Origin of the sequence: Sphingomonas sp. Leaf357 (assembly GCF_001423845.1) — a bacterium.
GTDB lineage: Bacteria > Pseudomonadota > Alphaproteobacteria > Sphingomonadales > Sphingomonadaceae > Sphingomonas.
The window spans coordinates 2618052-2629663 of record NZ_LMPM01000001.1; the positions used below are offsets into that span (position 1 = coordinate 2618052).

At 64.6% G+C, this 11612-nt stretch carries 10 protein-coding genes and 1 tRNA gene; 9 read left to right on the forward strand and 2 right to left on the reverse strand.

Annotation, left to right across the window (positions count from 1 at the left end; genetic code table 11):
* The first annotated feature begins 20 nt into the window (after positions 1 to 20).
* The 3 genes from rpsF to rplI are packed head-to-tail and all read left to right on the forward strand — an operon-like array spanning position 21 to position 1310.
* Positions 21 to 446 (forward strand): 30S ribosomal protein S6, encoded by a 426-nt coding sequence (rpsF, locus tag ASG11_RS12305; RefSeq protein ID WP_055779587.1) that lies wholly within the window; start codon positions 21 to 23, stop codon positions 444 to 446.
* A 14-nt stretch (positions 447 to 460) separates the two neighbouring features.
* A complete protein-coding gene (gene rpsR, locus ASG11_RS12310; protein WP_034158365.1) occupies positions 461 to 685 on the forward strand; it encodes a 30S ribosomal protein S18 in 225 nt (74 codons plus the stop codon).
* Positions 686 to 698: 13 nt separating this feature from the next.
* Positions 699 to 1310, forward strand: a complete 612-nt coding sequence (gene rplI / locus ASG11_RS12315) for a 50S ribosomal protein L9 (RefSeq protein WP_055779589.1) — start codon at positions 699 to 701, stop codon at positions 1308 to 1310.
* A gap of 363 nt (positions 1311 to 1673) precedes the next feature.
* Here rplI and mutL read toward each other — a convergent pair whose 3' ends face one another.
* Positions 1674 to 3518: a DNA mismatch repair endonuclease MutL gene (gene mutL / locus ASG11_RS12320; protein WP_055779591.1), complete on the reverse strand. Its 1845-nt coding sequence runs from the start codon at positions 3516 to 3518 to the stop codon at positions 1674 to 1676.
* Positions 3519 to 3682: 164 nt separating this feature from the next.
* Between mutL and ASG11_RS12325 the strand changes: the two genes are divergently transcribed.
* The 6 genes from ASG11_RS12325 (at position 3683) to ASG11_RS12350 (ending at position 9743) form a co-directional block, all read left to right on the forward strand.
* Positions 3683 to 4729 carry a rod shape-determining protein gene (locus ASG11_RS12325; RefSeq protein ID WP_055779595.1) on the forward strand — a complete coding sequence of 349 codons (1047 nt, stop codon included), beginning with the start codon at positions 3683 to 3685 and terminating at the stop codon, positions 4727 to 4729.
* Positions 4730 to 4920: 191 nt separating this feature from the next.
* On the forward strand, positions 4921 to 5835 hold the full coding sequence (mreC, locus tag ASG11_RS12330) for a rod shape-determining protein MreC (protein WP_055779598.1): 915 nt from the start codon (positions 4921 to 4923) through the stop codon (positions 5833 to 5835).
* Positions 5832 to 6356 (forward strand): rod shape-determining protein MreD, encoded by a 525-nt coding sequence (mreD, locus tag ASG11_RS12335; RefSeq protein WP_055779600.1) that lies wholly within the window; start codon positions 5832 to 5834, stop codon positions 6354 to 6356. Before mreC ends, mreD begins: the two co-directional genes overlap by 4 nt.
* 8 nt (positions 6357 to 6364) lie before the next feature.
* Entirely contained in the window at positions 6365 to 8440 is a 2076-nt protein-coding gene (mrdA, locus tag ASG11_RS12340; protein ID WP_055779603.1) for a penicillin-binding protein 2, read from the forward strand.
* The gene (rodA, locus tag ASG11_RS12345) at positions 8437 to 9549 is read left to right on the forward strand and encodes a rod shape-determining protein RodA (RefSeq protein ID WP_055779606.1); all 1113 of its coding nucleotides are present in this window, start codon (positions 8437 to 8439) and stop codon (positions 9547 to 9549) included. The genes mrdA and rodA overlap by 4 nt, the downstream gene beginning before the upstream one ends.
* Before the next feature lie 118 nt (positions 9550 to 9667).
* A tRNA-Lys gene (locus tag ASG11_RS12350) sits at positions 9668 to 9743 on the forward strand.
* Positions 9744 to 10011: 268 nt separating this feature from the next.
* On the opposite strand, the gene ASG11_RS12355 is transcribed toward ASG11_RS12350, so the two are convergent.
* Positions 10012 to 11244 carry a PQQ-dependent sugar dehydrogenase gene (locus ASG11_RS12355; RefSeq protein ID WP_082472734.1) on the reverse strand — a complete coding sequence of 411 codons (1233 nt, stop codon included), beginning with the start codon at positions 11242 to 11244 and terminating at the stop codon, positions 10012 to 10014.
* Positions 11245 to 11612: the final 368 nt, after the last annotated feature.

The window sequence follows — 11612 nt, forward strand, 5'->3', positions numbered from 1 at the left end:
GCCAAGACGAAGGACAAGACATGGCTCTTTACGAGCACGTGTTCCTTGCGCGCCAGGATCTGGCACAGGCGCAGGTGGACGCTCTGGCGGAAAACGCCAAGAAGATCATCGACGACAACAATGGTCGCGTCGTGAAGACGGAAAATTGGGGCCTGCGCAGCCTGGCGTACAAGATCGCCAAGAACCGCAAGGCACATTACGTCATGCTAGAAATCGATGCCCCCGGCGATGTCGTTGCCGAGCTGGAGCGTCAGACGCAGATCAACGAAGACGTCATCCGCTACATGACCGTCAAGGTCGAAGGCCATGAAGACGGCCCGAGCGTCATGATGCGCAAGTCCGATCGTGACCGTGAGCGTCGCAGCGACCGCGAAGGCGGCCGCCCCGACCGTGGTGATCGTCCCGAGCGCTCCGAGCGCCCGCGTCGTGACTTCGACGGCGAATAAGGAGCATATAGACAATGGCACGCCCATTTTTCCGCCGCCGCAAGTCCTGCCCGTTCTCGGCCAAGGACGCCCCACGGATCGACTATAAGGACGTCCGGTTGCTGCAGGGCTTCGTGTCCGAGCGCGGCAAGATCGTCCCGAGCCGCATCACCTCGGTGAGCGGCAAGAAGCAGCGCGAACTCGCCCAGGCGATCAAGCGCGCCCGTCATCTGGGCCTGCTGCCCTACATCGTTAAGTAAGGGGGACAGACCCATGCAAGTCATCCTGCTGGAACGCGTCGAAAAGCTTGGGCAGATCGGCGACGTCGTCACCGTGAAGGACGGGTTCGCCCGGAACTTCCTGCTGCCGAACAAGAAGGCGCTGCGTTCGAACACCGCCAACCTCAAGGTGTTCGAAAAGAACCGCGAATCGATCGTTGCCGAGAACGCCAAGCGTCGCGGCGAGGCCGAGATCGAGGCGAAGGACATCGACGGCACCACGCTGACGCTGATCCGCCAGTCGTCCAACACCGGCCAGCTCTACGGCTCGGTCGCGGTGCGCGATCTGCTCGAAGCGCTCGAAGCCGACGGCCACAAGGTCGCCAAGTCGGCGATCGTCCTCAACAAGCCGATCAAGGCGATCGGCGTGTACGAGGTGAAGGTCACGCTGCATCCGGAAGTCGCCGTGACCGTCAAGGTCAACGTCGCACGCTCGCCTGAAGAGGCCGAGATGCAGGCGCAGGGCGTCAACGTGATGGAGGCCATGTTCGAGAAGGACGAGGCCGGATTCGTCGAAGCCTATGATCCGAACGCCGAGCCGGGCGCGACCGCCGAGGTCCAGTCCGACGCCCCGGCATCGGACGAAGCGACCACGACCGAAGGCTGAGCCTCTCGTTCAAGCTATCGAAAAGGCCGTCCGGAGCGATCCGGGCGGCCTTTTTGTTTACGTTTCCGGATCGTGAAACAAAAGAAAAGGGCCGCCCGGATCGCTCCGGACGGCCCATTCGCTCGATTGTCGCTTTCCGGGGGGGAGAAAGCGCCAAACTCAGATCACGGCACCGCCACGCATGCGCCGACGACGGCGACCAGCGGGATCAGTGCGAAGATCAACGGGGCAATGCTCTTCATGGGGAATTCACTTCGTGATCTGAGGACCTGATCACTAAATGCGCACCGGGGCCAAAGGTTTCCAGCGGATGAACGGAAATCTCGCTGCGGCAGCCCGAAAGCGTCCCGCGACGAACCGAGTCTATTTCCGCCCGAACAACTTCTCGATATCGCCATGCGCCAGCTTCACCCAAGTCGGGCGACCGTGATTGCACTGGCCGGAATGCGGCGTGATCTCCATTTCGCGGAGCAACGCGTTCATCTCGGCGACCGACAGGACACGCCCGGCGCGGACCGAGCCGTGGCAGGCCATCGTGCCCGCGACCGCATCCAGCCGCTCCCGCAGCGACAGCGCCTCATCGAACGCGGCGAGTTCGTCGGCAAGGTCGGTCACGAGGCCGACGACATCGCTCTGCCCGAGCAGCGCGGGAACCGCGCGGACCAGCATCGCACGCGGGCCGAAGCGTTCGAGATCCAGGCCAAACTCGCTCAGTTCGGCAGCACGCGCTTCGAGCCGGTCGCAGGCAGGTTCGTCGAGCTCGATCACCTCGGCCAGCAACAGCGCCTGGCTCGCCACGCCGCCGTCCGCCATCGCCTTGCGCATCCGTTCGAGCACAAGGCGTTCGTGCGCGGCATGCTGATCGACCAGCACCAGGCCGTCCGAGGCCTCGGCGACGATATAGGTCTTGGCGACCTGCCCCCGCGCCACGCCGAGCGGGTGCGTGACGGTTTCCGGTGGCGGCGCGTAGGAGGGTTCGGCGCGCGCCATCGGTGGTGCGACGAAGGTCTGGCGGCGGTCTGAAACCGAGTATTGGCGGTCCCACAAGCGGAGCCCCTCCCCTTCAGGAGATGGGTAATGGATGGGGGAAGACTCACCGACACCGGCACCGATATTTGACGCACCTCCCCATCCCAAGACCTTCTCCGAAGCGGTGGGGCTTTCGGCTTGCCACGCCGCCATCGCATCCTCGCTCGGACGCTGCACGCTGCGATGGCCCGCCTCGTCCAGCGCCCGGCGCAGCCCGCTCACGATCAGCCCGCGCACCATCGCCGGTTCGCGAAACCGCACCTCGGTCTTCGCCGGATGGACGTTCACGTCCACCGCATCGCTCGGCACGTCGAGGAACAGGGCGACCATCGCGTGCCGGTCGCGCGGCATCATCTCGGCATAGGCGCCGCGGATCGCGCCGATCAGCAGGCGGTCCTTCACCGGCCGGCCGTTGACGAACAGATATTGATGATCGGCGATGCCACGATTGAACGTCGGCAGCCCGGCGATGCCGCCGAGCCTCAGCCCCTCGCGCTCCAGATCCACGCCCACGCCGTTGTCGATCATGCCCTTGTCGGTCAGCGCCGCGACGCGTTGCGGCAGGCTCTCGCCGCCCGCCACCTGCAACGCGCGCCGCCCGTCATGCTCGACCGAGAAGCCGATATCGGGCCGCGCCATCGCCAGCCGCTTCACCACATCGAGGCAGGCGGCATATTCGGAGCGCGCCGAGCGCAGGAACTTGCGCCGCGCCGGCACCCGCGCGAACAGCCCTTCGACCCGGATGCGGGTGCCGGGCGGCACCCCGGCCGGCCCGTCCGACACCACGATCCCATTATCGACGACGCGCGCCCAGCCCCCGGCGGCCCCAGCGTCGCCGCGCACCCGGCTCTCCAGCGTCATCCGCGCGACACTGGCGATCGAGGGCAACGCTTCACCGCGAAAACCGAGCGTCGCGACGTTTTCGATTCGCTCGTCGGGCAGCTTCGAGGTCGCGTGTCGTTCCAGCGCCAGCGCCATGTCCGAAGGCGTCATCCCGCACCCGTCGTCGATCACTTCGATACCGTCGATTCCGCCGCCCGACAGGCGCACATCGACTCGGCTCGCCCCCGCATCCACGGCGTTTTCGACCAGTTCCTTCAACGCGCTGGCCGGCCGTTCGACCACTTCACCGGCGGCGATACGATTGACGAGATGTTCGGGCAGGCGTCGTATTGACATGGGGGTTGCTCTAGACCAAGCGACGGCATCCCGCGACCCGGAACTGAACGGCACACCTGAGCGTGGACCCCATGCTCAGGTCGCCGTTACATAAGCCGCTTCGCACCCGATGATGACGCGCACCGCCGGCCCCGGGCACGGGGCGGCCAATAACGGAACGACCCATGGCATTCTTCTCGCGCCTGTTCAGACTGATGTCGCACGACATGGCGATCGATCTCGGCACCGCGAACACCGTGGTCTATCTGCGCGGGCGCGGCATCGTGCTGAACGAGCCTTCGGTGGTCGCGATCGAGACGATCAACGGCGTGAAGAAGGTCAAGGCGGTCGGTGAGGACGCCAAGCTGATGATGGGCAAGACGCCCGACAGCATCCAGGCGATCCGGCCGCTTCGCGACGGCGTGATCGCGGATATCGACGTCGCCGAACAGATGATCGGCCATTTCATCCGCAAGGTGCATGGCGGCAAGAAGCCGTTCCTGCGCTGGCCGCAGATCGTGATCTGCGTGCCTTCGGGCTCCACTTCGGTCGAGCGCCGCGCGATTCGCGATGCCGCGTCCAATGCCGGCGCGTCGCAGGTCTGGCTGATCGAGGAGCCGATGGCCGCCGCGATCGGTGCCGACATGCCGGTCACCGAGCCGATCGGTTCGATGGTCGTGGATATCGGCGGCGGCACGACCGAAGTCGCCGTGTTGAGCCTGCGCGGCCTCGCCTACACCACGTCGGTGCGGGTCGGTGGCGACAAGATGGACGAAGCGATCGTCTCCTACGTCCGCCGCAACCATAACCTGCTGATCGGCGATTCCACCGCCGAGCGGATCAAGCAGGAAGTCGGCGTAGCCAAGCCCCCGGCGGACGGCATCGGCCTGACGATCCACGTCAAGGGCCGCGATCTCGTCAACGGCGTTCCGAAGGAAATCCAGATCAACCAGGGCCAGATCGCCGAAGCGTTGAGCGAGCCGGTCGGCGCGATCGTCGAAGGCGTGCGCATCGCGCTCGAAAACACCGCGCCGGAGCTGGCCGCCGACATCGTCGATCAGGGCATCGTCCTGACCGGCGGCGGCGCATTGCTCAGCGGCATCGACGAAGTGCTGCGCGACGAGACCGGCCTGCCGGTGACGATCGCCGACGATCCGCTGATCTGCGTCGCTTTGGGCACCGGCCGCGCGCTGGAGGATCCGATGTTCCGCGGCGTGCTGCACAGCGCCTGAAGCCGGCAGTTTGGGCTGATCGAGGGCAATTCCCCCGGTCGTCTCGAGCATCGTCGAGAAACATCGCGCAACCTTTGCAATCTGTTGCTCGACTGCGCTCGAAACGAACGGCAAGGTGATCGTCCGTCTTTCGGACAGGACAATCGAACGCGCTCGGTCACTTGCGACCGGGCGGCAGATGAAGGGATAGAATGGCGCCGTCTCGCAACCGGCGCCCGGGGTTTTCGCGGCGGGCGCAATACGGTCTGTTCCTGGGATATGTCATCGCGATCGCCGGGGCGATTGTCGCGGCGGTGCTGCTTGCGCTCGCGACGTTGAATCCGCCGGCCTTCGCCGCCTTGCGGGCCGCGATCGCCGAGATCACCACGCCGGTCTCGTCCGGTATCGCCGGTATCGGTCGCGGCATGACCGCGATCCCCGAAGCGATTTCGGAACATTTCTACACCGTCGACAAGAATGCCGAATTGCGCCGCGAACTGAAGGACGTCCAGCCATTGCTGCTGCGCGCCCGGACATTGTCGCGCGACAATCGCCGCCTGACGGCCCTGCTGCGGATCCGGGAACGGATCGCCGTGCCGGTCGTCGCGGCGCGTCTGGTCAGTTCCTCGGCCTCCAGCACGCGGCGGATCGCCACGCTCAACGCGGGATCGTGGCAGGGCGTGAAGGAGGGCCAGCCGGTACGCGGCCCCGACGGTTTGATCGGGCGTATCCTGGAGACCGGACCGAACACCGCGCGCGTGTTGCTGATCACCGATGCGGACAGCCGCGTACCGGTGCGTCGCACCCGCGATGGCCTCGTCGCGCTGGCCAACGGGCGTGGCGATGGATTGCTGCAGATCAACGCGGGCACCTTGTCCAACGTCTCGCTCGCGCCGGGCGACGTGTTCGTGACGTCGGGCAATGGCGGCATCTATGCCCCCGGCATCCCGGTCGCGCGCGTGATCGAACGCGGGCAGGACAGCGCCCTCGCCCGCAGTTTCGCGCGCGCCGACACGCTGGATTTCGCGTTGGTGCAGGATATCTTCCTGCCACCGCCGCCGCCGGCTCCGGTCCCTTCCCCCAGTCCGACGGCCAAGCCCAAGCCCAATCCGGCCACGGACGAATGAAACGTCCGCAGCCACAGCCGCGGCGCGGGCCGTTCGATCCCGCGCCCGCCGGAAAGCTGTCGCGCGCCTTGCCTGCGCTGACGGTGATGTTGGCGTCGCTCTTCACGATCTGGCCGTTCATCGCCACCGTTCCGGTGCTGCCGCCATTGGGCCTGCTGACGCTGCTCGGCTGGCGGCTGATGCGCTCGGACAATTTCCACATTTGGGCCGCCCTGCCGCTCGGCCTGTTCGACGATCTGCTGAGCGGTCAGCCGCTGGGCAGCGCGATGCTGCTCTGGACGCTCTGCTTCTTTGCGATCGATCTGATCGAACAGCGCCTCGTGTTTCGCGACTTCTGGCAGGATTGGCTCATCGCTTCGGGCGCGATCGCCTTCTGCCTGATCGCCGGACGGCTGTTCGCCACGCCGATCGTCGCTCATGTCGATACCGTGCTCTTGATGCAGGCGGTCATCTCGATCATGCTCTTCCCAGTCGTGGCGCGCGTGTGCGCCTGGCTTGATGGGAAGCGCGAGAGCGCATAGACCGGCCCATGCGGAGCGCCACCGAACAATCGCAGTCGTACAGTTTCTCGCGCCGCGCGGTCATGCTCGGCGTCGGGCAAGGTGCGGTGGGGCTGATGCTGGCCGGGCGCATGGCCTGGCTGTCGATCGCCGAGAACGAACATTACCAGGCGATGTCGGAAAGCAACCGCGTCAACATGACGCTGGTGCCGCCACGTCGCGGCTGGATCGTCGATCGCCACGGCGCACCGATCGCCAACAACCGCACCGATTTCCGCGTCGACATCATCAAGGACCGGCTCGAGGACAAGGATCGCGTGCTGGCCCTGTTGGGCAAGATCCTCGGCCTGCCGCCGGAAGAGATCGAGCGTATCGATACCGACCTGAAGCACGCCGCCGGGTTCCAGCCGGTGCAGGTGATCGAGAACCTCGACTGGGAGCGCTTCGCCGCGGTCAGCGTGCGCCTGCCCGAACTGCCCGGCGTCGCGCCGACGCGCGGTTTCTCGCGCAATTATCCCTCCGGCCCGGCGGTCGCGCATCTCACCGGCTATGTCGGCGCGGCGTCCGCCGATCAGTATCGCAAGACCAAGGATCCGTTGATGGTCACGCCGGGCTTCAAGCTCGGCAAGGATGGCCTGGAAAAGACCCTGGAAGCGTCGTTGCGGGGCAAGGCCGGCGCCAAGCGCGTCGAGGTCACCGCGCGCGGCAAGCTGGTCAAGGAACTCGAGACTCGCCCGGACGTGCCGGGCAAGACCGCGCGGTTGACGATCGACGCCGGCTTGCAGGAATATGCCGCCCGGCGCCTCGGCACGAACAGCGGCTCGGCGGTGATGATCGATTGCGACAGCGGTGACATCCTCGCGATGGTCTCGATGCCCGCTTACGATCCAAACGTCTTTTCCGATGGGATCAGCCATCTCGAATGGAAGATGCTGTCCGACAACGATCACGTGCCGCTCATGAACAAGACGTTGCAGGGCCTCTATCCGCCCGGCTCGACGGTCAAGCCGATGAACGCGCTGGCCCTGCTTCACGCCGGGGTCGATCCGCACGCGCGCGTGGTCTGCAGCGGCGCGATGCGCCTGGGCACCGGCGTGTTCCATTGCCACAAACGTGGCGGCCACGGCGCGCTCGATATGAAGAACGCGGTGATGCAGAGCTGCGACATCTATTTCTACGAGATGGCGCGGCGTGTCGGCTACGACACGATCGCCCCGATCGCGCGGACGCTCGGCCTGGGTCAGAAATACGATCTGCCGTTCGGATCGCAGCGTTACGGCACGGTGCCCGATGCCGCGTGGAAACAGAAGAAATACAAGACGGCCTGGACCGTCGCGGATTCGCTCAACGCCTCGATCGGCCAGGGCTATGTGCTGGCCAACCCGTTCCAGCTGGCGATGATGGCGGCACGGATCGGGTCGGGCAGGGATCTCAAGCCGCGTCTGGTGATCGATGGCCCCGCCCCGGTAGCAGAGCCCCTGCCCTTTTCGGCGGAGCATCTCGCGATCGTGCGAGACGCGATGTTCGGCGTCGTCAACCAGGGCGGCACCGGCGGCCGGGCTCGCCTGCTCGTGCCAGGCGTCGCCATGGCCGCCAAGACCGGCACCGCGCAGGTGCGCCGCATCACCATGGCGGAACGCGCCGGCGGCGTGCTGAAGAACGGCCAATTGCCGTTCAAGATGCGCGATCACGCCCTGCTCGTCTGCTTCGCGCCGGCCGACAAGCCGAAATACGCGATGGGCATCGTGCTGGAGCATAACGGCCATACCGTCGCCAATCTCGATACGCCGCTCACCGGGCGGGATATCATGACCTATATGTTCGATCGCGAGCGGGCACTGCAATCGCTCGCCGAGTTCGAGCCGACCTGGGGCGGGGACATCGCCACGCGCGACGCGGCCGAGGCCGCCGCCTACCGTGCCGCCGCCTCCGCGCCGCCGCCCGCAGTGGGGGCCGCGACCGAGCAGGACGCTGCCGCCGCGACCGACGCCCCCGCCGTGGAAGCCGCCACCGCCGCCGCCAATGCCACCGCCGAGGCGCAGGCGCACGATACCGCGACCGGCAACGGCGTCGCGCAGACCACCGGATCGCCGGAACCGCAATGAGCACCCGCAACTTCGTACCCGCCCCGCTGGCGCAACTCCCCTGGAAGATCATCCTGCTGGTGTGCGCGATCGGAGCGTTCGGCCTGGTCGTGCTGTATTCGGCGGCAGGCGGTAGCTGGCAGCCTTGGGCGCTCAATCAGGGCGTGCGCTTCGGCGTGCTGCTGTCCGGCGCGATCCTGCTGTCGCGCGTGCGCGAATCGTTCTGGGGCAGTGCCGCGCTGCCGGTCTACGGCGTGCTGGTCTTCTCGCTGATCGCGGTCGAATTGCTCGGCGCCGTCCGGGGCGGTAGCCAGCGGTGGCTCGATCTCGGGCTGATCCGCCTGCAGCCGTCCGAGTTCATGAAGCCGTTCATCGTGCTGGCCTGCGCGAAATTCTACGACCTGCTGCCGCCGGGCGAAACGCGCAAGTTCAGTGCGATCTGGCCCGCCGCGTTGCTGATCCTGATCCCGGCGGCCTTGATCATGAAGCAACCCGATCTCGGCACCGCGCTGATGGTGATGGCCGGCGGCGTGACGGTGGTGTTCCTGGCCGGCGTGCCGTTGCGGCTGTTCGTCGGCGGCGCGCTGGCGCTCGGCGCGCTCGTGCCGCTCGCGGTCAACTACGTGCTGCACGATTACCAGCGCCACCGCATCCTGATCTTCCTCGATCCCGAAAGCGACCCGCTCGGCACCGGCTATCACATCAGCCAGTCCAAGATCGCGATCGGATCGGGCGGTATTTTCGGCAAGGGATTCCTCAACGGCACGCAGAGTCACCTCGACTATCTCCCCGAAGGCCACACCGACTTCGCCCTCGCGACGATGATGGAGGAATGGGGCCTGCTTGGCGGGGTGCTGGTGATCGCGGCGTTCCTGACGATCATCTTCTGGGGCGCGAACGTCGCGCTCAACGCGCAGACCCGCTTCGCGCGGCTGACCGCCGCCGGACTCTCGGCGACGATCTTCTTCTATGTCGCGATCAACATGTCGATGGTGATGGGCTTGGCCCCGGTCGTCGGCATCCCCCTGCCGTTCATCAGCTATGGCAGTTCGGCGCAGCTCACGGTGCTGCTGTGCCTCGGCATCCTGATGTCGATCGATCGCCAAAACCGCCAGACCAACCGCTGGTAACGAAAAGCGCAGGCAAAGTGCCAAAAAGGAGTTGCATTCCCCGCAAGCGGTGGTAGTTCGCGCCCTCCCCGATCGCGGTGGCGCCCTCCAAAGCGCCGCAAGATACCGCAACGGATACGGACGCATAGCTCAGTTGGTAGAGCAGCTGACTCTTAATCAGCGGGTCCTTGGTTCGAGCCCAAGTGCGTCCACCATTTTAGACCAGTCATTTACTCGTCGATCGTGCCGCGCCATTTTCGACCCGGATTGGGGCTGCCTGATCGCCACGTCATCTTCCAGACGGATTTGGTGCCAGCGCAGTCTCCGAGGTTGCTCTCGTACATAATGGGCGCAGCGATGCGCACGCTCCGCTACAAGACGAAGGGCTCGTTCGCCTAAAAGTTTCTGCTCCCAAAACCACTAAGCCGCTGGCTGAACGGCCGGCGGCTTTTTGCAATTGCTAATCTACACGAGGAAGAAGCTCTAGCCCGCTGGCGTCAGCCGCAGCAATCTCCCGGTAGGCGCATCCTCTAACACCCAGATCGAGCCGTCTGGTGCTTGCCGGACGTCGCGGATACGGGCGTTAAGCGGCAAGCGATCGACCTCGGCCGCCGTCAGACCGGCAACCTTGACGATCACAAGCCCCTTCGCCTGCAGACCTCCAAGTATGGCATTGGACTTCAGCGTCGGGAAAAAACCGCCAGTGTAAAAAATCATCCCGGCAGGCGCGATCGCGGGGGTCCATGACGTTGCGGATTGGACGAACGGATCGCTGTTTGAAGGCTTTGGAATCAGCCCACCATCGTAATTGTCCCCCAGTGAGACAGACGGCCAGCCGTAGTTTGAGCCGGAGTTGATATAATTTAATTCGTCGCCGCCCTTTGGTCCATGCTCACTTTCCCAAAGCTGACCGGTCGCATCGAACGCGATTCCATAGGAATTACGATGCCCCAAGCTGTAAATATCTGTCGAGACACCCGGCTTGCCCACGCCAGGGTTATCCGGTGGGATGCTCCCATCAGGAAATATGCGAAGGGTTTTACCTATACTGTTCTCAAGCGATTGCGCCGGTGTAAATGTCGAGCGATCACCGGCGGTGATATACAGATATTTCCCATCGGGCGAAAAAGCCAGTTTCCCCCCATACTCTCCCAGCGCGACGACAAGGGGGGACTGTCGCCAAATCACTCGGACATTGCTCAGCGACGGAACGCCGCCTGTCGGCGTGTTCAGCGTTGCCACCAACACCGCTAAACCCTGCGGGCCAGTGGGATTCGTTGTTCGCGTAATATGGGTTCCGCCTGGACCTACCTCAGCAAAACTTAGGAAGATCGTGCGGTCGGTCGCAAAGTTCGGGCTGGCAACCACATCGAAGGGAACGTTCAGACTTTCCGGCAGCCCCGCAAGCGGCGCAGAGACCACTCCAAGCTGGGTCACCAAACGGATGCCATCGAAAGCCTCGGTCACCAGCATCCGGCCATCAGGCAGGAAGTTGACGGCCCACGGCGTGTCGAATTTCGCGACATTGGCGATATCCACATTGTTGCCGCCCATCTTGAATTGGGCCTTCTCGGTGGGGATAGGTGTGGGGGTCGGCGTGGGCGTCGGGGTGGGCGCCACTACAGCAGGTGAACTGCCCGCACCGCCGCCGCCACATGCTGTCAACGCCAGAACCAGCGCGCTGCCAAAAACTGTAGAAAAATGCTTGATAAACATTGCGCCCCCCGTTTTTTTGGGCGCTACCTCATAGATTTATTCTTGTCATCTACTCGTTTGGCATGGCCCCTTTGACATTAATAGGGCGGCTCAAATGCCGAGCGGCATAAATGCACTGTCGGCGTTCTTTTGCTCTCAAGGTCACGTTTTGCGGTTACATGCATGAGGTCGGCTCCAACCTCAGGCCGCAACCACACTATTGGCATTCGGTCGCTGTCCTCGTTATCCGCGTCGAACCAGAACATACCCCGCAGATTCCTCAGTCCCGAGTTGGCTCGACTACCGCCCCGATCGACAACCGCACCGCGCATTTTCACGTCTTGGTATACCGCACGACTCGCCTGCCAAGAACATCGTGCCAAGCGATA

What these genes read in the sequence shown, in the direction of transcription:
- rpsF (WP_055779587.1), top strand. Translation starts at nt 21, where the DNA reads ATGGCTCTTTACGAGCACGTGTTCCTTGCGCGCCAGGATCTGGCACAG.
- rpsR (WP_034158365.1), top strand. Translation starts at nt 461, where the DNA reads ATGGCACGCCCATTTTTCCGCCGCCGCAAGTCCTGCCCGTTCTCGGCC.
- rplI (WP_055779589.1), top strand. Translation starts at nt 699, where the DNA reads ATGCAAGTCATCCTGCTGGAACGCGTCGAAAAGCTTGGGCAGATCGGC.
- mutL (WP_055779591.1), bottom strand. Translation starts at nt 3,518, where the DNA reads ATGTCAATACGACGCCTGCCCGAACATCTCGTCAATCGTATCGCCGCC.
- ASG11_RS12325 (WP_055779595.1), top strand. Translation starts at nt 3,683, where the DNA reads ATGGCATTCTTCTCGCGCCTGTTCAGACTGATGTCGCACGACATGGCG.
- mreC (WP_055779598.1), top strand. Translation starts at nt 4,921, where the DNA reads ATGGCGCCGTCTCGCAACCGGCGCCCGGGGTTTTCGCGGCGGGCGCAA.
- mreD (WP_055779600.1), top strand. Translation starts at nt 5,832, where the DNA reads ATGAAACGTCCGCAGCCACAGCCGCGGCGCGGGCCGTTCGATCCCGCG.
- mrdA (WP_055779603.1), top strand. Translation starts at nt 6,365, where the DNA reads ATGCGGAGCGCCACCGAACAATCGCAGTCGTACAGTTTCTCGCGCCGC.
- rodA (WP_055779606.1), top strand. Translation starts at nt 8,437, where the DNA reads ATGAGCACCCGCAACTTCGTACCCGCCCCGCTGGCGCAACTCCCCTGG.
- ASG11_RS12355 (WP_082472734.1), bottom strand. Translation starts at nt 11,244, where the DNA reads ATGTTTATCAAGCATTTTTCTACAGTTTTTGGCAGCGCGCTGGTTCTG.